Annotated in this window: 20 protein-coding genes; 10 read left to right on the top strand and 10 right to left on the bottom strand. The window is 61.8% G+C overall.

Annotation, left to right across the window (positions count from 1 at the left end; translation table 11 throughout):
* Together map and radC are read left to right on the top strand one after the other, a co-directional pair.
* The gene (gene map / locus HB676_RS18260; RefSeq protein ID WP_213739254.1) at window positions 1–825 is read left to right on the top strand and encodes a type I methionyl aminopeptidase; all 825 of its coding nucleotides are present in this window, start codon (window positions 1–3) and stop codon (window positions 823–825) included.
* Window positions 826–885: 60 nt separating this feature from the next.
* Window positions 886–1,599, top strand: coding sequence for a DNA repair protein RadC (gene radC / locus HB676_RS18255; protein WP_213739252.1), 714 nt, complete (start codon window positions 886–888; stop codon window positions 1,597–1,599).
* Here radC and HB676_RS18250 read toward each other — a convergent pair.
* From HB676_RS18250 to HB676_RS18220, 7 genes are all read right to left on the bottom strand, one after another.
* The gene (locus HB676_RS18250; protein ID WP_213739251.1) at window positions 1,585–2,886 is read right to left on the bottom strand and encodes an RNA polymerase sigma factor; all 1,302 of its coding nucleotides are present in this window, start codon (window positions 2,884–2,886) and stop codon (window positions 1,585–1,587) included. The two genes, radC and HB676_RS18250, sit on opposite strands and share 15 nt — an antisense overlap.
* A 70-nt stretch (window positions 2,887–2,956) precedes the next feature.
* The gene (locus HB676_RS18245; RefSeq protein ID WP_213739249.1) at window positions 2,957–3,310 is read right to left on the bottom strand and encodes a YciI family protein; all 354 of its coding nucleotides are present in this window, start codon (window positions 3,308–3,310) and stop codon (window positions 2,957–2,959) included.
* Between the two features lie 179 nt (window positions 3,311–3,489).
* Complete coding sequence (locus tag HB676_RS18240; protein ID WP_213739248.1) at window positions 3,490–4,185, bottom strand: AprI/Inh family metalloprotease inhibitor; 696 nt, start codon at window positions 4,183–4,185, stop codon at window positions 3,490–3,492.
* Entirely contained in the window at window positions 4,185–5,174 is a 990-nt protein-coding gene (locus tag HB676_RS18235) for a 2-hydroxyacid dehydrogenase (protein ID WP_213739548.1), read from the bottom strand. The genes HB676_RS18240 and HB676_RS18235 overlap by 1 nt, the downstream gene beginning before the upstream one ends.
* On the bottom strand, window positions 5,171–6,022 hold the full coding sequence (locus HB676_RS18230; protein ID WP_213739247.1) for an ABC transporter permease: 852 nt from the start codon (window positions 6,020–6,022) through the stop codon (window positions 5,171–5,173). The genes HB676_RS18235 and HB676_RS18230 overlap by 4 nt, the downstream gene beginning before the upstream one ends.
* Window positions 6,019–6,834, bottom strand: coding sequence for an ABC transporter ATP-binding protein (locus HB676_RS18225; protein ID WP_213739246.1), 816 nt, complete (start codon window positions 6,832–6,834; stop codon window positions 6,019–6,021). Before HB676_RS18225 ends, HB676_RS18230 begins: the two co-directional genes overlap by 4 nt.
* A gap of 9 nt (window positions 6,835–6,843) precedes the next feature.
* Window positions 6,844–7,866: an ABC transporter substrate-binding protein gene (locus HB676_RS18220; protein WP_213739245.1), complete on the bottom strand. Its 1,023-nt coding sequence runs from the start codon at window positions 7,864–7,866 to the stop codon at window positions 6,844–6,846.
* A 105-nt stretch (window positions 7,867–7,971) separates the two neighbouring features.
* On the opposite strand from HB676_RS18220, the gene HB676_RS18215 reads away from it, so the two are divergent.
* The 6 genes from HB676_RS18215 to HB676_RS18190 all read left to right on the top strand — a co-directional run bounded on the left by HB676_RS18215 (window position 7,972) and on the right by HB676_RS18190 (window position 13,871).
* Window positions 7,972–8,787, top strand: a complete 816-nt coding sequence (locus HB676_RS18215; RefSeq protein WP_213739244.1) for a creatininase family protein — start codon at window positions 7,972–7,974, stop codon at window positions 8,785–8,787.
* Between the two features lie 126 nt (window positions 8,788–8,913).
* Window positions 8,914–9,186, top strand: coding sequence for a hypothetical protein (locus HB676_RS18210; RefSeq protein WP_213739243.1), 273 nt, complete (start codon window positions 8,914–8,916; stop codon window positions 9,184–9,186).
* Window positions 9,187–9,388: 202 nt separating this feature from the next.
* The gene (locus HB676_RS18205) at window positions 9,389–9,667 is read left to right on the top strand and encodes a metal/formaldehyde-sensitive transcriptional repressor (RefSeq protein ID WP_213739242.1); all 279 of its coding nucleotides are present in this window, start codon (window positions 9,389–9,391) and stop codon (window positions 9,665–9,667) included.
* A gap of 8 nt (window positions 9,668–9,675) precedes the next feature.
* Entirely contained in the window at window positions 9,676–10,647 is a 972-nt protein-coding gene (gene dmeF, locus HB676_RS18200) for a CDF family Co(II)/Ni(II) efflux transporter DmeF (RefSeq protein ID WP_213739241.1), read from the top strand.
* Window positions 10,648–10,813: 166 nt separating this feature from the next.
* The gene (locus HB676_RS18195; protein WP_213739239.1) at window positions 10,814–12,547 is read left to right on the top strand and encodes an ABC transporter permease subunit; all 1,734 of its coding nucleotides are present in this window, start codon (window positions 10,814–10,816) and stop codon (window positions 12,545–12,547) included.
* A gap of 13 nt (window positions 12,548–12,560) precedes the next feature.
* Window positions 12,561–13,871 carry a nitrate/sulfonate/bicarbonate ABC transporter ATP-binding protein gene (locus HB676_RS18190; protein ID WP_213739237.1) on the top strand — a complete coding sequence of 437 codons (1,311 nt, stop codon included), beginning with the start codon at window positions 12,561–12,563 and terminating at the stop codon, window positions 13,869–13,871.
* 163 nt (window positions 13,872–14,034) lie between these two features.
* Here the strand turns inward: HB676_RS18190 and HB676_RS18185 are convergent, their stop codons facing one another.
* The 3 genes from HB676_RS18185 to HB676_RS18175 form a co-directional block, all read right to left on the bottom strand.
* Entirely contained in the window at window positions 14,035–15,660 is a 1,626-nt protein-coding gene (locus HB676_RS18185) for an FMN-binding glutamate synthase family protein (RefSeq protein WP_213739235.1), read from the bottom strand.
* A 250-nt stretch (window positions 15,661–15,910) separates the two neighbouring features.
* Complete coding sequence (locus HB676_RS18180) at window positions 15,911–16,777, bottom strand: patatin-like phospholipase family protein (protein WP_213739234.1); 867 nt, start codon at window positions 16,775–16,777, stop codon at window positions 15,911–15,913.
* Between the two features lie 354 nt (window positions 16,778–17,131).
* A complete protein-coding gene (locus HB676_RS18175; protein ID WP_213739233.1) occupies window positions 17,132–17,905 on the bottom strand; it encodes a ferredoxin--NADP reductase in 774 nt (257 codons plus the stop codon).
* Between the two features lie 351 nt (window positions 17,906–18,256).
* Here HB676_RS18175 and HB676_RS18170 point away from each other — a divergent pair, with 351 nt between their 5' ends.
* A complete protein-coding gene (locus tag HB676_RS18170) occupies window positions 18,257–19,252 on the top strand; it encodes a hypothetical protein (RefSeq protein ID WP_213739232.1) in 996 nt (331 codons plus the stop codon).
* Complete coding sequence (locus HB676_RS18165) at window positions 19,252–20,568, top strand: cyanophycin synthetase (protein WP_213739231.1); 1,317 nt, start codon at window positions 19,252–19,254, stop codon at window positions 20,566–20,568. Before HB676_RS18170 ends, HB676_RS18165 begins: the two co-directional genes overlap by 1 nt.
* Window positions 20,569–20,573 lie beyond the last annotated feature (5 nt).

Genomic DNA, 20,573 nt, shown 5'->3' with positions numbered 1-20,573 from the left:
ATGAGCTACGTCGAAGCCTCCGATACCTCCTTGCGCAAGACCGGACAGATCAAGCTGCACGGTCCCAGCGGTTTTGCGGGGATGCGCAAGGCGGGCGCGCTGGTGGCCAAGTGCCTCGACGATCTCACCGACATCGTAAAGCCGGGCATCCCGACTTCCGTGATCGACGAATTCGTCCGCGATTTCGCGTTCCGGCACGGCGCCTATCCCGCCACCCTGATGTATCGCGGCTATCGCTATTCGACCTGCACCTCGATCAACCATGTGGTCTGTCACGGCATGCCGGGCGACCGGGTGTTGAAGGAAGCCGACATCGTCAATGTCGACGTGACCTTCATCGTCGAGGGCTGGTACGGCGATTCCAGCCGGATGTATGCGATCGGCCCGATCGCCCGCAAGGCAGAGCGGCTGATCGAGGTCACCTATGAGGCCATGATGCGCGGCATCGCCGCAGTCAAGCCGGGCGCCACGACAGGCGATATCGGCCATGCCATCCAGAGCTTCGTCGAGCCGCAGGGCATGAGCGTGGTGCGCGATTTCTGCGGACACGGTCTCGGCCGCATGTTTCACGACGAGCCCAACATCATTCACGTCGGCCGCCCCGGCGAGGGCGTGCCGCTGAAGCCCGGCATGTTCTTCACCATCGAGCCGATGATCAATCTCGGCAAGCCGCATGTGAAGATCCTGTCCGACGGCTGGACCGCGGTGACGCGCGATCGCTCGCTGTCGGCACAGTTCGAGCATTCGGTCGGCGTGACGTCCACCGGTGTCGAAGTGTTCACGCTGTCGCAACGCCATGCCGAAAAGGCGCCGGCGGCGGCGTAATTCTGGCTGCGACAACACTTCCCGGTTGCAAAACCTGACCGGCGCGGCATGCTGCTGCCGATGCCCGCAAAATCTTCCCAATCCGACGACCGGCCGAGCGAGACGCCGCATTATCACGGCCACCGCGAGCGGCTGCGCGAGCGCTTTCGCAGTGCCGGCGCCGATGCGCTGAGCGATTACGAATTGCTCGAAATGGTGCTGTTCCGCGCGCTGCCGCGCGGCGACGTCAAGCCGCTGGCAAAATCCCTGATCAAGAAATTCGGCTCATTCGCCGAAGTGGTTCACGCGCCGCCGACGCGGCTGCGCGAGGTCGATGGCGTTGGCGAAGCGACCATCACCGAGCTGAAGCTGATCGCGGCGGCCGCCAACCGTGTGGCCAAAGGCCAGGTGCAGCAGCGCACCATGCTGTCATCCTGGAACGAGGTGCTCGACTATTGCCGGACCAGCATGGCGTTCGCCGACAAGGAGCAGTTTCGCATCCTGTTTCTGGACAAGCGCAACCAGTTGATCTCCGACGAGGTGCAGCAGGTCGGCACCGTGGACCATACACCGGTCTATCCGCGCGAGGTAATCAAGCGCGCGCTGGAATTATCGGCGACCGCGATCATCCTGGTGCACAACCACCCCTCCGGCGATCCGACGCCGTCGCAGGCCGACATCCACATGACCAAGGCGATCATCGACATCGCCGCGCCGCTCGGCATCTCCGTGCACGACCACATCATCGTCGGCAAGAACGGCCATGCCAGCATGAGGGGCTTACGGCTGATTTGAGAGCCATGGCTTCGCCGCATCGGCCGCCTCCGCCGCCCGCCGCTTCAGAAAATCCTGCTCGCGCTTGTTACCCGCGAGACCGGCCGCGGCCTCGAAGGCGGCGCGGGCTTCGTCGTAGCGGCCCAGCTTGAAAAGCAGATCGCCGCGAACGTTCGGCAGCAAATGATAGGTTTTGAGGGCGGGCTCATCCGCCAGGCGGTCCACGATGGCCAGACCTGCCTGCGGACCTTCGACCATGCTGACCGCGACCGCGCGGTTGAGCTCAATGACCGGCGAGGGAACGCGCGCACTCAGCCGCGCATAGAGCGCGGCAATCCGCGACCAGTCGGTATCGTCAGCCGTCGCCGCTTCCGCGTGGCAGGCCACGAGCGCGGCCTGCAGGGCATAGAATCCATCAGCACCCCTGAGTTCGCGGGCACGCCCAAGCGCCTGCATCCCGCGGCGAATCTGAAGCCGGTCCCATAGCGCGCGATTCTGGTCCAGCAACAGGATCGGTTCGCCCGCCGCATCGGTGCGCGCCATTGTGCGCGAGGCGTTGAGCTCCATCAGCGCCAGCAGCCCATGGGTTTCGGGCTCCAGCGGCGCGACCGTGGCGAGGACACGGCCAATGCGCAGCGCTTCGTTACAGAGCTGCGGCCGCAACCATTCTTCGCCGCGCGCCGCCGTGTAGCCTTCGTTGAAGATGAGATAGACGACTTCCAGCACCGAAGAGAGCCGCTCGGAGAGTTCTTCCCGTCGGGGCGTCTCGTAGCCCAATCCTGATTCCGACAGCGTCCGCTTCGCCCGCACGATGCGCTGGGCGATGGTCGCGGCCGGCAGTAGAAAGGCCCGCGCGATTTCCTCGGTGGTGAGACCGCAGATCATCCGCAACGCCAGCGCGACGCGGCCTTCGCGGGACAATAGCGGATGACAGGCCGTGAAGATGAGCCGGAGCAGCTCATCGCCAAATTCATCGTCGAGCGCGGAGTCCAGATCGGGCATCGCCTGCTGCTCTTCTTCCAGCTCGCGCGCCACCATCTCGTGCTTGCGCGCGAGCATCCGAACCCGGCGCAGATGGTCCAGCGCCCGGCGCTTGGCGGTCGCCATCAGCCACGCACCGGGTTTCTCGGGCACACCGGTTTGGGGCCAGTGCTCGAGCGCCGCCACCAGCGCGTCCTGCGTCAATTCTTCCGCCAGCGGCACGTCGCGCAGCATCCGCGAAAGACCGGTGATCAGCCGCGGCTGCTCGATCCGCCAGACCGCCGAAATCGTGCGATACGTCGCGCGATCGGTATCGTTCGCGGTCATTTCGGCGGTCTTCTCAGCCATCCCAGCCGGCGGCCGCGCAGGACCGATCTCCTTTCGGAGAACGCCCGCCTCAAGGGCCGGCAAACGCGCGAAGCTCGCACGTCCCTTCCCAGCCCGGCATGAAATCGAGGTGCAGCTGCATAAATTCCCTGGCCATCGCCACGGCTTCTTCCTTGTCGCGCAGCTCAAAGACCGCATAACCGCCGATGACTTCCTTGGCTTCCACGAAGGGGCCGTCAATGACACTGAGCTTGCCATCGACGATGCGAACCTGCGCTCCCATGGCAACCGGCATCAGCCCGCCATTGTCCAGCATACGGCCCGCCTTGATCTCGCGGTCAGCGAGTTTATGCATGGCTTCCAGCAGTTCGGGCGTCGGCTGTGCCGAAGGACCGGGGTGCGAAACGAGGTACATGAAGCGCATCGGAAAACTCCTTTCAGAGGCGAGCCGCCGGCGTCATGCCCTGCGGAACTGTCTCGCTATCAAGGACGACGAACGGGCCAGCAGCGGATCGACAGGCACTCGGTAAAAAAGGCATTTTTGCAAAAAAATGTGCCCGGGACCAATAGAGCGGCGGGCCATCCCGGCCGGCCAGCCCGAGCCTATTGCCGCAGCATGATCAAGGGATCGGCCGCGTCAGGCACCCGCCGCCACTGCGCGTTATCGTCGGCCTCGAAATGCCAGACATCGCCACCCGCCGACAGCAGCAGCAGTTCGCCGCGTTCCAGCCGCCATTGCTTCGGGCCGAATGCGGTCACCGCTGGATCGCAGCGCGGCTTGAGGAAGACCTGGAAATTATCCGCTGTGGCCTCGGTATTGGTCAGGGTCAGGCCACAGATCGACTGGCCATTGCCGCGAACCATCGCCCAGTCGCCGATCATCTGATCCATCGATTTGGCCAGCGAGCGCGCCGCGGCCAGATTCTGCAGGATGTAAATCCCCTCGCCCTGGCGCAAGCCCTCAAAAATTCCACTCTCGACCTCGGTGAAGTCGATCACCGACTCGCCAGTGGAATCCTGCAACCGCACGATATCGAGCCCCCTGATATTCCAGGCGGTAATGGCCTTGGTGAAGGGCAGCGCCGCGGCGCAGGAGGGCTCCAGTTCGAGCTTGAAGCCCTGCGGTGTCGCGTCGTTCTTCAGCGTCACCACGCAGGTCTTGCTGCGTTCAGTGGTCGAGAGCTCCCACTGGCCGATCATGTCCTTCTTCAAGGTCGAGGCATCCTGCGACGAAGCCTGTGGAACGCAGGTCAGCGACGCCAGCAGCGCCGCAATCGCCATGCCTGGGCGGCCGCGCATCAGCGGCTGGTCACCGGGGTTTCGGCGATCGGCGTCAGCGGCGGCTTGCCGGCGAACCAGGTCTTGAGATTATCAACCACCATCTGATCCATCGCATTACGTGTCACCACGGAGGCGGAGCCGATATGCGGCAGCAGCACGACGTTCTGCATCGCCTTCAATTCATCCGGAACCGCCGGTTCGTTCGCGAACACGTCGAGCCCGGCGGCCAGAATGGCGCCCGATTTCAACGCCGCGATCATCGCGACTTCATCAATGACCGAGCCGCGCGCGACATTGATGATTACGCCACGCGGTCCCAGCGCTTTCATCACATCGGCATTGACCATTTTCGCGGTCGAGGGACCGCCGGGCACGATCACCACCAGCGTGTCCACCGCTTTGGCCATCTCGATCAAATCAGGATAGTGCTGGTACGATACACCGGGCGCCGGGTTGCGTGAGTGATAGACGACGGGAACCTTGGACGCCTCGAGCCGGCGTCCGATCGCCTGGCCGATCCGGCCCATGCCGACCATTCCGACTTTGCGGTCTCGCAGCGAGCCGACGCTCAGGGGGAATTGCTGCGTGGTCCAGAGGCCGGAACGCAGATAGCGATCGGCCTTGATGAATTCGCGCAAGGTCGCGATCAACAACCCAAGCGCAATATCAGCGACTTCTTCCGTCAGCACATCCGGCGTGTTGGTCACGACGATTTTGTGTTCGCTGGCATATTTGGCATCGACGTGATCGTAACCGACGCCGAAGGAGGACACGATCTCGAGCTTCGGAAACAGTTCCATCACACCGGCATCACACCGGGCCGTGCTGTAGGTAACCGCGGCGCCACGAATTTTCGCCGCCACCGCCGGGCTCAACCGGTCGAGATCGGCCCTGGTCTCGGCGGGATGCAACACGAACTGGTCGGAAAATCCGTTGTCCACGATCGGCTTGTTCGGTCCATAGACCAGCAAATCGATCTTCTCCGAAGAAATATTTCCGGCCATCAGTTTTCCTTTCCAAGCGCACTTTCGTGCCAGCGCCGTAACACAAGATGCGATGTTAGCGCGAGCAGCCCATAAATGACAATTCCGGCAGCGGAGAGCAACAACAACGCCGCGAACATTCGGGGAATGTTGAGACGGTAGCCCGATTCGGCGATCCGATATGCCAAGCCGGAACCCGCCCCGGCAGAGCCTGCGGCGATTTCGGCGACCACTGCACCGATCAGGGACAACCCGCCGGCGATCCGCAATCCGCCTAGGATATACGGCAGCGCCGCCGGTAATTTGAGATAAAACAGCGTCTGCAACCGCGACGCACCATACAGGCTGAAAAGGCCTGCCAGATTGCGATCCACGGAGTTCAGCCCGAGCGTGGTATTGGACAATACCGGAAAGAACCCGACGATCCAGGCGCAGACGATGACGGCGGTCTGCTGCGGCAGATAAATCAGCAGCAGCGGGGCGATCGCGATGACCGGCGTGACCTGCAGAATCACCGCATAGGGAAACAGCGAATATTCTAGCCATTTCGACTGATTGAACAACAGCGCGAGGCCGACGCCGCCCAAAGCCGCGGCCACAAACCCTTCAAGCGTCGTCACCAGCGTGGTCAGCAGCGATTGCGACAGCACCGGCCAGTCGGCGATCAGGGTTCGAAACACTGCCGAGGGCGCCGGCAGCACATAGGGCGGAAGTTCGTTGAGCCGCACCACCAGTTCCCACGCCGCGATGCCCATCGCCAACACCGCGACAGGCAACAGGATCCGGACAAGCCGCAGCACGCGGCTCTCAGGCGTGGTCTGCCCGGCGGACAGTGGCGGGGCCTGTAACGGGCTATCTTGCGGGGAGTTCATGCGCCCGGCTGCCCCGCATAGGACGGGATCAGTGCGTTCGACACTTTGCGGCAATAGCCGGCATATTCGGCCGAGGTGCGAAATTCTTCGCCGCGCGGTTCGGGAGCGTCGATTTGTATCTCGGCACTGAGGCGTCCGGGCCGCGATGTCATCACGACCACGCGCTGCGACAGATAGACCGACTCGAATACCGAATGCGTCACGAAGATGACGGTCTTGCGCAGATTGCGCCACAGCGCGAGCAAGTCGTTGTTGAGCCGAAAGCGCGTAATCTCATCCAGCGCGGCGAACGGTTCATCCATCAGGAGGATGTCCGGATCGGTGACCAACGCGCGCGCCAGCGAAACCCGCATCTTCATGCCACCGGACAATTCGCGCGGATAAGCGTCGGCGAATTCCGCAAGCCCCATCTGCGCCAGGGCCCGATCGATTCGCGCATTGGCGTCGGCGGCCGCCACATGCGCGATCTTCAGCGGCAGCCGCACATTCTCCCGCACGCTGGTCCATGGCATCAGGGTCGGCTCCTGAAACACAAAGCCGATCGAATGCCCGCCGCTGACCTCGACGGCAGGACGGGACACCCGCACGGTGCCGGACGTCGGCGCGCTTAATCTAGCGATCAGGCGCAGCGCCGTCGACTTGCCGCAGCCCGAAGGGCCCAGCAGGGACACGAATTCGCCCTTGCACACATCGAGATCGAACGGCCCCAGCGCGCTCACGCCGCGATCATAGACCTTGGTGACGCCGCGCAAGCTGACCGCGAGCCCGGCAGAACCAGAATCTGTTTCGGACAGCGCTGCGGGCCCGGCCATGACCGCGTCCTAGTTCTTTGGCCGCAGGTCCAGACCGACGCCCTTGTTGATGAAACGAAGCGTATAGGCCTTGCGATAATCGACATCCGATCGCACGACATGCGCCCGCACCATCTTGTCAAAGAAGCTGGCCATCCGCTCGTCGGTCATCGCGCCGATACCGTTGCGCAGGGAGTCGCCGGAATCGACGATGCCGTATTCCTTCATCTTGGCGATCGAAAAGGCCAGCAACTCGTCGGTCATTTCCGGATTGAGCTTCTTGATCATCTCATTGGCTGGCGCGCTGTTGCCATACAGATAATGGTACCAGCCGACGATCGAGGCATCGACGAAGCGCTGAACCATGTCCGCCTTCTTGTCGATAATCTCGGCGCGGGTCTCGATCAAAGTGGAGTAGGTGTTGAAACCATAATCCGCGAGCAGGATGATGCCGGGCTTGAACGCGGCGCTCTTTTCGACCGCATACGGCTCCGAGGTCACATAGCCCTGCATCGCGCTCTGCTTGTTGGCGATGAACGGCTGCGGGTTGAAGGTGTAGGGCCGGACCTTTTCTTCACTGAATCCATATTCGGACTTCAGCCATTGAAAATAGCTCGAAATACCTTCCTTGGACACGAACAGCGTCAGCGGCTTGAGTTCCTCGAGCTTGGTGACTTTCGACTCCGGGTGCGTCAGCAGAACCTGCGGATCTTTCTGGAACATGGCCGCGATCGTTACCACCGGCACATTGTTGGCGACCGCATCGAGCGACATCAGGGTGTTCGCGGCCATGAAGAAATCGAGCTTGCCCGCGATCAGCAGCAGGCGGTTGTTGTCGTTGGGGCCGCCCGGCACGATGGTGACGTCAAGCCCGTAAGCCTTGTAGGTGCCATCGGCCGCAGCCTGGAAAAATCCACCATGCTCGGCCTCGGCAACCCAGTTGGTGCCGAACGAGACCTTGTCCAGCGCGGTCTGGGCATGCCCCGGTGCCAGGGACATCATAAGGGCCAGCAGACCGGCCGTTAACGCTCGCGGCAAAAGGGCCGGGTTCATGTTGGACTCCGTCGATCATTCTGGCCCATGATGGGGCGCTAATGGCGTCCAATACAACTACCCGGGCCTCTATCCAAGGATAGCTTTGAGGAAACCTTTCGTTCGATGACCGCAACCGTCCCTCCCCGCGATTGGACCGATATCCACTGGCCTGATTTTGCCGGGGACGCCGCGGCACGATGGATCGCGGTCTTGCCGCTCGCGGCGACCGAACAGCACGGCCCGCATTTGCCGCTCGGCACCGACGTCATGATTGCGCAGGCCTATATCGAACGGGTGCGCGGGCTGCTTGACGGCAGCCTTCCCGTGACATTCCTGCCGATTCAACCGGTCGGAATTTCCACCGAACATATCGACTATCCGGGCACGCTGACGCTTTCGACCGACATCGCTTTGAAGGCCTGGATGGCTCTTGGTGAAAGTGTGGCGCGCGCCGGCCTCAAAAAACTGGTCATCATTACCAGTCATGGTGGTAACAGCGCCGCCATGAGTCTGGTCGCGCAGGATTTGCGCGCGCAGCATGGGCTTCTCGTCGTGACCACGAGCTGGTCCCGCCTCAGCGCGCCGGAGGGATTTTTTTGCGCGCCGGAAGTGCAGCACGGTATTCACGGCGGCGCGGCCGAAACCTCGATCATGCTGGCGCGATACGCGCAACACGTGCGCGTTGACGCGATCGCGGATTTTCGCTCCACGGGGATCGCGATGGAAAAGGACTATCGCTGGCTTTCGCCACACCGGCCGGCGCCGTTTGCCTGGCAGGCGCAGGACCTTCATCCCAGCGGCGCCGTCGGCGATGCGACGCAGGCGACCGCGGAAAAAGGCGAACGCCTGCTCGATCGCGGTGCGCGTGCCTTTTGCGAGTTGCTCGGCGATGTCGACAGGTTCGATCTGAAAGCCTTGTCGAACGTTCCGAAGATCTGACGCTCAGCCCCAATCAAACTAACGTTACCCGGAATTAATCGAGCCGGTTCGAACCGGATTCGAAAGCGCTCCGTCCAACTTGCATGCGGACCACTACGGACCGCTTCAAACCGGATGGAGTTTTTCATGTCGACGAAATCGAAAATTGCCGCCGCCGCGCTTGTCGCACTCGCCGTCACCGGCGCTGTCGCCTCCACCACCACCCAGGCAGAGGCCCGGGGCTTCGGCTGGGGCATTGGCGCCGGCCTGCTCGGCGCGGCGGTGGTCGGCAGCGCGATCGCCGCCAACAACGCCTACTACAACAACGGCTATTACGATGACGGCTACCGCCACTGCGGCTGGGTGCGCCAGTACGACATCAACCACAATTATTTGGGCCGCGTCCGTAGCTGCAATTAGAGCCCGAGCTTCGGCTCTCCGATCCCTGATCGTGGATTCCGCGTCCGGCACGGGGCGCCTCATCCACCCCCGTGCCGCACTCGACCCGCCCGGTTGTCCCCCCGGGCGGGTCATCTTTTTGATTCCTGAAAATGATCTTATCGCGCTCACGGTTCGGACGCGGCCGATTGACATAGTATAGGGGGGTACCCTATATAAAAACATGACACACACCATCCGGGAAAAGAAGAAGCTGCTGGCGCGGGTCAGCCGCATCCGCGGCCAGGTCGAGGCGATCGAGCGCGCTCTGGTCGAAGAAGCCGACTGCGAGCGCATCATGCACATGATCGCCGGCATTCGCGGCGGCGTCGCGGGCCTGATGGCCGAGGTGGTCGAAGACCACATCCGCACCCATCTGGTCGACCCCGAAAAGAATCCGGGCGCGCTGAACGCCGAGGCTGCCGACCAGCTCATCGAAGTGGTCCACACTTACCTCAAGTGAGAAAAATCATGAGCGAAGCAGACCCGGCCTATCCGCTTCCCCAACACGACCATGTCTTTCTCGGCCATGACCATGAAAGAGCCGAACGCCGGACCTGGGCGGTGATCGTGCTGTGCAGCGTGATGATGACCGCCGAAATCATCGGCGGTGTGCTGTTCGGCTCGCTGGCGCTGGTGGCCGACGGACTGCACATGTCGACCCATGCCGGCGCGCTGCTGCTGGCGGCGTTGGCTTATACCTATGCCCGCAAATATGCCAATGACCGCAACTTCACTTTTGGCACCGGCAAGTTCGGCGATCTCGCGGCCTATAGCAGCGCCATCATCCTGGCGATGATCGCGCTCTTGATCGGCTACGAAGCTATTACGCGCCTGATCAATCCTGTGCCCATCAGCTTCAACGAAGCGATCCCGATCGCGGTCCTTGGCCTCGCGGTCAACATCGCGAGCGCGTGGCTGTTGTCCGGCGGGCAGCATCATGGTCACGGTCATGATCATCCGCACAGCCACGATCACGCGCATGATCACGGCCACAATCATGCGCATCACCGCGACAACAATATGCGCGCCGCAATCATCCATGTGGCAGCCGATGCCGGCGTTTCGATCCTGGTCATCGCCGGCCTGTTGCTGGCGCGCGGCTTCGGCTGGCTCTGGATGGACCCGTTGGCCGGCATCATCGGTGCGATCGTGATCGCCAATTGGTCATACACCTTGATCCGCGACACCGGCGGTATCCTGCTCGATCGCACGCCCGATCCGCAGATGGCCGAGAAGATGCGCAAGACCATTGAAACCGAGGGCGACCAGGTCATCGATCTGCATCTGTGGCGGCTGGGGCCGGGACATCTCGGCGCCATCGTCTCGGTCGCCACGACAAAGCCCTACGAGGCCGCGCATTATCGGCAGCGATTAGCCGGGTTTGCCGACCTGTCGCATGTCACCGTGGAAGTTCAGCACGCCCGGCCGGCCAGCGGCTGAACGATCCGCGATCGCGCAAAATCCTTGACGAGTTGATCGCGCTTCGCGATCAAGCTGCTTAACCACCGACTATCAACCCATCATAAACGGCCCCTATAACGCGATTTCGCAACCGTTCCGATTGTCCCGGACCGGCACGACCGCGATCTCGAGACAAGGCTGATCCATGGCGCTTCAGGACCTTCGGATACCGACCCTGGGACAGGCGATGCGGCCCAATATCTGGGACGTCGTGGCCTTGATCCTGGTGATCGGCGCGATGGTCCTGATCGTCTATGGCGGCGAGCAGACCACGGCGCCCCTGTCGACCCTTGATGTCACCCCGGTATCGCTCGATCCGTCCAATCTTCCCGCCTATGCGTTGCGCACGACGCTGCGGATGTTGCTGGCGATCGTCTGCTCGATCATCTTCACCTTCGTCTATGCGGCACTCGCCGCAAAAAGCCGCCGTGCCGAGATGGTGCTGATCCCGCTGCTCGATATCCTGCAATCGGTTCCGATCCTGGGCTTTCTGACCTTTACGGTCGTGTTCTTCATGAACCTGTTTCCGGGCAGCGTGTTCGGCGCCGAACTCGCCTGTGTATTCGCGATCTTTACCAGCCAGGCCTGGAACATGACTTTCAGCATGTACCAGTCGATGCGCAATGTGCCGAAGGATCTCGAAGAAGCCTCGCAAAGCTTTCACCTGTCGGGATGGCAGCATTTCTGGCGGCTTGACGTGCCCTTCGCGATGCCGGGCCTGATCTGGAATACGATGATGTCGATGTCGGGCGGCTGGTTCTTTGTGGTGGCCTCGGAGGCGATCACGGTCGGCAACACCACCGTCACGCTGCCGGGGATCGGCTCCTATGTCGCCTTGGGAATTCAAAAGCAGAACCTGCCTGCGATCGGCTACGCGATCCTGGCGATGCTGCTGGTCATCATCGCTTATGACCAATTGCTGTTCCGCCCGGTGGTGGCCTGGGCCGACAAATTCCGCTTCGAGCAGACCGCGTCGGGAAACGCGCCGACTTCCTGGATGCTCGATCTGTTCCGGCGCACCCGCGCGCTGCGCGCGTTGTCCTATCCGTTCGCTGCGATGAACAAGATGATTTCAAACTGGCACCTGGCCGTCCCGGCCATCCTGAAGCGGCCCGCGAAGAATGGTCCGCCATCGCGCGTGATCGATGCGCTGTGGCTGGTGCTGATCGTCGTCAGCACCTCCTATGCCGCCTGGCGAATCTACCAGTATCTATCGGCAACGCTCGGACCGTTGGATTTCCTCAGCGCCATCGGATATGGCTTGATCACGCTGCTGCGGGTCATCGTCCTGATTTTCTTTGCGACGCTGATCTGGGTGCCGGTCGGAGTCTGGATCGGGCTTCGGCCCAAACTCGCCGAGCGGATCCAGCCGCTGGCGCAGTTCCTGGCCGCATTTCCGGCGAATCTCGCGTTTCCCGTGTTCGTCGTGATCATCGTGCGCTACGGGCTCAACGCCAATATCTGGCTTAGCCCGCTGATGATCCTGGGCACCCAGTGGTACATCCTGTTCAACGTCATCGCAGGCGCCAGCGCATTTCCGACCGATTTGCGCGAAGCCGCCGGCAGCTTTCATCTGCGGGGATGGCGGTGGTGGGTCAAAGTCATTCTGCCCGGCATTTTCCCGTATTACATCACGGGTGCCATCACCGCGTCAGGCGGATCATGGAATGCGTCCATCGTTGCGGAAGTGGCGAGCTGGGGCGACGCCCATCTGACGGCGACGGGCATCGGCGCCTATATAGCTACTGCGACCGAGGCCGGCGATTTCCCGCGCGTCGTTCTCGGTATCGCCATCATGTGCATTCTGGTGACGCTCTTCAATCGGCTGCTGTGGCGGCCGCTCTATGCCTTCGGCGAGCGCCGTCTTCGTCTCGGCTGACCAGGAGAAATTCATGCTCGATCAAACCGTCCAGAACAGCCTGCTCGATATCCGCGGCGTTTGCCGGTCGTTTCCGAAAGGCAGCGGCGAGGATCTGCTGGTGCTCGAAAAGGTCGATCTGACGCTGCGCGCCGGCGAGATCGTCGGCCTGCTCGGCCGGTCCGGATCGGGCAAATCGACGCTGTTGCGCATTATCGCCGGTCTTATTTCGCCATCCTCGGGCGACGCCAAATGCCGCGGCGAAACCATCGTGGGGCCGCCGAACGGCGTCTCCATGGTGTTTCAATCCTTTGCGCTGTTTCCCTGGCTGACGGTGCTGCAGAATGTCGAATTGGGGCTGGAGGCGCTGGGCGTCGAAAGCACCGAGCGCCGCACCCGGGCGCTGGCGGCAATCGACCTGATCGGTCTCGACGGGTTCGAGTCGGCCTACCCCAAGGAATTGTCGGGCGGGATGCGCCAGCGCGTCGGATTTGCGCGCGCCCTCGTCGTGCATCCCGACCTGCTGTTGATGGACGAGCCGTTTTCCGCGCTCGATGTACTCACTGCAGAAACACTGCGCACCGACCTGATCGATCTGTGGATCGAAGGCCGGCTGCCGATCAAATCGGTGCTGATGGTGACGCATAATATCGAGGAAGCGGTGCTGATGTGCGACCGTATCCTGGTGTTTTCATCCAACCCCGGCCGCGTCGCCGCCGAGATCAAGGTCGATCTGCCGCATCCGCGCAACCGTCTCGATCCGACCTTCCGTCAGCTCGTCGACAGCATCTACGCCCGCATGACCCAGCGCGCAGAGCCGAAATCGCCGGCGATCGAAGGCATCCACGGCACCGGCGTCGGCATGGTTCTCAACCACGTCTCGTCCAACGTATTGTCGGGCCTGATCGAGACGCTGGCGGGGGCGCCGTACAATGGACACGCGGATTTGCCGATCCTCGCGGGCCATTTGCAGCTCGAAGCCGACGAAATCTTTCATCTCGGCGAAGCCTTGCAATTGCTGCGGTTCGCGCAATTGAGCGAAGGCGATTTGATGCTGACCGATGCCGGCAAGCGCTTCGCCCATCTGGAAACCGACGCCCGCAAGAAACTGTTCGCCGAACATCTGATCAACTACGTTCCGGTGATGGGCCTGATCCGCCGGGTGCTGGACGAGCGGCCCTCGCACACCGCGCCCGCCGCGCGTTTCCGCAACGAACTTGAAGACTACATGTCCGAGGATTATGCGGACGAAACGCTCAAGACCATCGTCTCATGGGGGCGCTACGCGGAGCTGTTCGCCTATGACGAGCAGTCGGAGTTGTTTAGTCTCGAAAATCCGCACTGATCCGACGAACCTTGCCCCGTCGTCCCGGCCTTGAGCCGGGACCCATACGCCGCGGCCCCGCGTTTGTACACGACGTCTGAGACCTTTTAAAACAATTACCGACGGTGGCTATGGGTCCCGGCGTTCGCCGGGACGACGTGTTGATAGAGTGTGCGCCCGCCCCTCACCCCGCCAGCGAAAACGAATCCGCGCGCGCCATGGCCCAGGCGTCGCGAAAACGCGGGTCGCTGGTGCCGTCGATCAACTCGCCTGGACGAAGCGAAGGATAGAGCTGCGCGAAAGTTCGCACCTCCGTTGTCGACGAACGCTGCGAGAAGTGAATCGGCCGCAGGTCCTGCGGATGGTCGAGCCCGGCGGCCGCGATCAGTTCGGCCAGCGCATGCAGCGTGGCGTGGTGATAATTGTAGACCCGCTCGATCTTGTGCGGCACCACCAGCGCCCGGTTGCGCGAGGGGTCCTGCGTGGTCACGCCGGTCGGGCATCGATCGGTATGGCAGCTCAACGACTGGATGCAGCCCAGCGAAAACATGAACCCGCGCGCCGAATTGCACCAGTCGGCGCCGATCGCCATCGCACGCGCCATGTCGAAAGCCGTTGCGATCTTGCCGGCGGCGCCGATGCGGATGCGACCTCGCGCATTGATGCCGACCAGCGCGTTGTGGACGAAATTGACGCCCTCGCGCATCGGCATGCCCAGATGGTCCATGAATTCCAGCGGAGCGGCGCCGGTGCCGCCTTCATTGCCGTCAACCACGATGAAGTCGGGATAGATTCCGGTCTGCAGCATCGCCTTGCAGATCGCGAGGAATTCCCAGGGATGCCCGATGCACAGCTTGAAACCGGCGGGCTTGCCACCGGACAGGCGGCGCATCTCGCCGATGAAGGCCATCATTTCCAGCGGCGTCGAAAATGCCCGGTGCGAGGCCGGCGAAATGCAGTCTTCGTCCATCGCAACACCGCGGATCTTCGAGATCTCTTCGGAGACTTTTGCCGCCGGAAGCACCCCGCCATGCCCGGGCTTGGCGCCCTGGCTGACCTTGAGTTCGACCATCTTGATCTGGTCGTCGGCGGCAACGCGTGCGAATTCTTCCGGATTGAAAGAGCCGTCAAGGTTGCGGCAGCCGAAATATCCCGAGCCGATTTCCCAGATCAGATCGCCGCCATTCTCGCGATGATAGGGGCTGACACCGCCTTCGCCGGTGTCATGCGCGAAGCCGCCCTTTTTCGCGCCCGCGTTCAGCGCCCGCACGGCGTTGGGACTGAGCGCGCCAAAACTCATCGCCGAGATATTGAACACCGAGGCCGAATAGGGCTTGGCACAGTCAGGCCCGCCAATGGTGACCCGGAATTTCTCGTCGGCGTGAACCTTCGGCGCCACCGAATGATGCATCCATTCGTAGCCCTCGCGATAGACATCCTCCTGGGTACCGAACGGCCGCTTGTCCAACACCATCTTGGCGCGCTGATAGATCACGGCGCGGGTGTCACGGGAAAACGGCATGCCGTCCTTCTCGCTCTCGAAGAAATACTGCCGCATCTCCGGACGGATTTCTTCCAGCAAAAAGCGCAGATGCGCCGAGATCGGGTAGTTGCGCAAAACCGCGTGGCTCTTTTGCGTGAGATCGCGAAAGCCGAGCAGCGTAAGGGCGCCGAAAATCAGGATCGGGATCACGACCAGATCGAGCACCTTGTGATCGACGATCCCGATGCCGATCAGCGACGCCGTGACGACGCCGCAAATCGTCAGAACGATGAAGCGTGGCGAGAACGGAATCATCAGCGTTTCCATGGGACCCCTCAGACAGATTGCGCCAGTCTTATTGTTATCGGCCGCAGCCTAATCCAGTTTCAGAACAATCCTTTACACGATATCGAGCGTAACAAGTCAGGGATATGACAGCGGCGGCCGCAAGGCTAGCGGATCATCCGGCAGGGAAGCAATCTGTCGCTATGGAGATAGTCCGCCTCGCGCCATCGGCTCTTTTGCAGTGCAGCGTAGCCCAGTCTGGTCCCTCATGGTGAGGACTTCGCGTGCCCGCTCAATGACTGTGCGGGCGCATCTCCTCGGGAATCCCGCTCTTCTCCAGGCCGTTTTGCGCCAGCCACGCATCGGTGCTCTGGATGGCCCGCTCGATATGCTCCGAGGTCCGCGAGAAGTCATAGGGCGATCCCACCAGCGGACACAGCGGCGGCACCACGAAATATTCGATGTCGGGCGCGAGGTCTTCCAGCTCACTGACCAATTGCCGCGCGATCAGCAGCGTCAGCGCATGCAACGCATTGGCCACGGCGCCGACCGGCGGCGTGTGGGCCGAGCAGGCATAGCCGGTCGGCAGGATGATCAGGCGCCGCGCGCCCTTCTCCACCGCGACCTTGATCGGCGTGTTGGAAGAGATCGCGCCGTCCGCGAGGTAGAAATCCTTGTAGGGCACCGGCGCGAAAGCGCCGGGGATCGCGGTGGAGGCGATGATCGCCTGCGCCGCCGCCCCTTCCGACAAGACGACGCTGTCGCCGCTTACAATATCGGTAGTGACGATATGAACCGGCAGTTTGGCATCCTGCAAATTCCGATAGGGCAGATGATCGTCGAGCAGCTTTTGAATCCCGTCATGCGGGATCAGGAAATCGCGGCGCCAGAGAAATCCCAGCATGGTGCGCCAGGTGACCGGGAAAACATCGTGGCGCTGTAATCCGCGCCAGATAGTCTCTAACTGCAGAACGCCTTTTAAAGTCGGATCGCCGGCATAATAGGCGCCATTAAGCGCACCGACGCTGGAGCCGACCACCATGTCGGCTGAAACGCCATGGGCGGCCAGCGAGTGCATCATGCCCACCTGGATGGCGCCGAAACTGCCGCCGCCTGCGAACACAAAGGCCGTAGGCCCGGCATGATTGGATACGGACAAAACGTTCAGCGCTCCCGGGCTCGCCGCGTCACAAAAGCCGCGCAGCGTTCGCAGGCCTTATAGCAGGCGATGCGCGGACGGCACCATCAACATTGGTTGTTGACGATGGCATGAGCTACCAGGTGTCTGACTTCGGCGACGCCGCCCACCGGTCATCGACCAGGACCGGCGTGAAGCCTTTTATCGTGGATTGAGTGGGCCTCAATCAGACGGAGTGATCTCTCTCATCCGTCGTCCCGGCGAAGGCCGGGACCCATAACCACCAATGTTGGTGATGGAGGACAGTGACTGCTAGCTCGCCTCAACGAGAAGCCGCGGCGTATGGGTCCCGGCCTGCGCCGGGACGACAGGACGTCACCGCTCGACGAACGCCTTCTCGATCACGAAGTGACCGGGCTCGCTGTGGTTGCCTTCGAGAAAGCCGCGGGTCTCGAGCATCTGGCGCAATTCTTCCAGCATGCCGGGGCTGCCGCACATCATGATACGGTCGGTCTCGATATCCAGCGGAGACAGATGGAGATCGTTGAACAATTGTTCCGACGTGATGAGGTCGGTGATGCGGCCGCGGTTACGGAACGGCTCGCGGGTCACGGTCGGATAATACAAAAGCTTTTCGCTGAGCAGCGGTCCGAACAATTCGTCGTCGCGCAAGCGCGACACCAGCTCTTCGCCGTAAGCCAGTTCCGACACCTGCCGGCAGCCATGAACCAGCACGATGGTTTCAAACCGCTCATACACGTCGGGGTCCTTGATCAGGCTCGCGAACGGCGCGAGGCCTGTACCGGTCGACAGCAACAGCAGGCGCTTGCCCGGAAACAGATTGTCGGCAATCAATGTCCCCGTCGCCTTGCGGCCGACCAGGATGGTATCGCCTTCCTTGATCTGCTGAAGTTTTGAGGTCAGCGGGCCGTCCGCGACCTTGATCGAGAAAAATTCCAGCGCTTCCTCGTGATTGGCGCTCGCCATGCTGTAGGCGCGCAATAGCGGACGCCCATCGACCTCAAGGCCGATCATCGCGAACTGTCCGTTGAGGAATCGAAACCCGGAATTGCGGGTGGCGGTGAAGCTGAAAAGCGTATCGGTCCAGTGCCGGACAGAAAGAACTTTCTCTCGATGGAAGGCGCTCATGAGTTTTGGTTTTTCCGCTTGCGATAATGTAGAAGGATTGAGTTGCGAGGGCCGGAAACAAGCAAAAATCCCCGCAATACCCGCGGATTTCGCTGGGATTTTGCAAGGATTTCAACCGTGACCTACGCCAAAACAGGAGATAGTCAACCGCACCTGACGCAGAATTGAAGGGTTCAAATGTTGGTCGATTAAAGCGGCGAAATGGTTTGGCGCCGTTTCATCGCGAGTCCGCCACTCACGCAATTAACTTGCTGAAATCGACGTCGATCCGGCAATTAATTGCCGAACCCTGCCGAAATATCGTTAGGGATAAGAGCAATTCGTTCGACCACCCTGCCCACCGGATAATGCATGCGAAGCTTACGTGAATTTCGATCGGGAAGACCGGGCTCTTATCCGGATCAATCGGTCTATGCGGCCTTTGCCTGTGCGGAATTCGGCCTGACATTTCGGGACCTCGACGGCGGCAGCGGGCTTGTCTTCAGCGTCGCCTCGCCAATCAAAACCATTCATTTCGGCGCCGGGCGATGCGCGTGGTATCCGCAAAACAATTCCACGTCGGCGACGCTGGCATCGGACAAATATTTCACCAACAAAATCCTTGAAGATAAGGGCATCGCAACGCTGGGCGGCGAATATTTCTTCCTGCACGACCGGCATCGCGCCCACCGACCCGCGGGCCATGAGCGCCAGGACGCATCGGAATATTTCCATAAATTGGGCGCGGCGGCGTTCGTCAAACCGTTGCAGGGATCGCGCGGCGACTTTGCGCAAGCCATTCATGGCGAGGCAGCACTCGACCGATATCTGCAGGACGTGGCACGGTATTACGACTCGATATTGATCCAACCGATCAGCTCCGGAAACGAATACCGGATTTTCCTGCTGGACGACGAAGTGGTGTATGCCGCGCGCAAATATCCACCGTCTATCGAGGGCGATGGCGTGCGCTCGATCCGCGATCTCCTGGTCGCGCATAACGCCGCCCTGCAGGCCCGTGGCCTTTCGCCGGCTTCTGCGAAACGCGACACCTCGCTCGACACCGTGCTCGCCCGGGGCGAGCGATGGGACATTCCCGGCCGGATGAATCTGAGCGCAGGCGGCACGATGCGGATTGAAGCACCGCGCACCGAGGCGGCGATCACAACAGCAAAGCAGGCCGCGCGGACGCTCGGCCTGCGGGTCGCCGCCATCGATCTGTTCGCGGATGTCACCGGCGGACAGGACGCAATACGGATCATCGAAGTCAATTCCAACCCGTCGATCCGGCTGTTGGAAGATTCCGGGCGCGGCGACCTGATCCTGAAAATCTGGCGCCACACATTTTCCGCGATGGGCTTGCTGTAGTGTTCGATCTTCCGAAATATGGCGGCGGCATCTGCCTGGCGCGGCTGGCGGAGTCGCTGGATGTCCTCGGGGTTGATCAGGGCAGACTGCAGCGCAACTCGGTGGTGGTGACGGGCTCCAACGGAAAGGGTTCTACAGCCGCCTTCTGCGCCGCGATTGGCCGCGCCTACGGCATGCGGACGGGATTATTCACCTCGCCGCATCTCTATCGCTTCAACGAGCGCTTCCAGGTCGACGGCGCAGATATCGGCGATGACGATCTCGCACGGCTGGTTTCGCGCATCGCGGCCGCGATTGCCGAGGTTTCGCAGCGCCGCGGCGAGACTTTCGGGGCCTTTGAGGCGATGTTCGCGCTGGCCTGCCTGTATTTCCAGGAAAGCGAATGCGCTTTCGCGGTGTTCGAAGCCGGTATCGGCGGCCGCTATGATCCGGTGCGTCTGGTCGGCGCGCGCGTAACGACCGTGGTTTCCGTCGATTACGAACATGTCGACCTGCTCGGTCACTCGCTGGAATTGATCGCCTCCGACAAGAGCGACGCCTGCGCTGCCGGGGGCACGATCGTCTATGGCGAGAATTGCCTGGGCCTGAAAGCACATCTGACCGAATATAACCGTCATCGCGACGTTACCTCGCTCTTCGTGCGAGATCAGATCAGCGTCGGCGGAGAAACCATCTCGCCCTCGGCGCAGCAGTTCGATTTCAGACTGGGCGGCTATGATTTCAGAGCGCTCGATGTCGGCTTGCTGGGCACGTTCCAATTCAACAACGCCGCGATCGCGGTCACCCTGTTTCTGCTGTGGCTGGAACGCGTGCACCTCTCGGAAACGCGCAGCGCGATTGATGCGGCCGTACGAACCGGCCTGCGCGAGATCAACTGGCCCGGCCGCCTTGAGATCATCAAGCAGAAACCGCTCACGATTGTCGACGTCGGCCACACGCCCGACGGCATCCGGCAATCGCTCGCCGGCCTCGCAGCGATTTACGGCGCGCAGGAATGGATCCTCGTGACCGGCATTTCCTTCGACAAGAAGCTGGAGGAGATCGCAGGCGCGCTGGCGCCGTCCTTCGATACGATCATCTGCACCAGCGCGCGTCACAAGGGCGCGGACGCTGAAACCCTTGCCGCCGCGATGCGCAAGATCAATCCGAAAGCCGCCATCCACGTCGCCCCGACCATCGCCGAAGCCGTCAGCCTCAGCCAAACGCTGGCGGCTTCGCTCGACCGGAAAATCTATGTGGCCGGTGGGCTGTTCACCGCGATCGAATTCGCTGTTGTCGCCCGCGGTGGCCGCGCGGAGAACCTGAATTTTTTCTGAGCCCA

Source organism: Bradyrhizobium sp. dw_411 (assembly GCF_018449695.1).
Classification (GTDB): domain Bacteria; phylum Pseudomonadota; class Alphaproteobacteria; order Rhizobiales; family Xanthobacteraceae; genus Bradyrhizobium.
The sequence above is the reverse complement of the archived record's forward strand: the minus strand, read 5'-3'. Positions and strand labels throughout refer to the sequence as shown.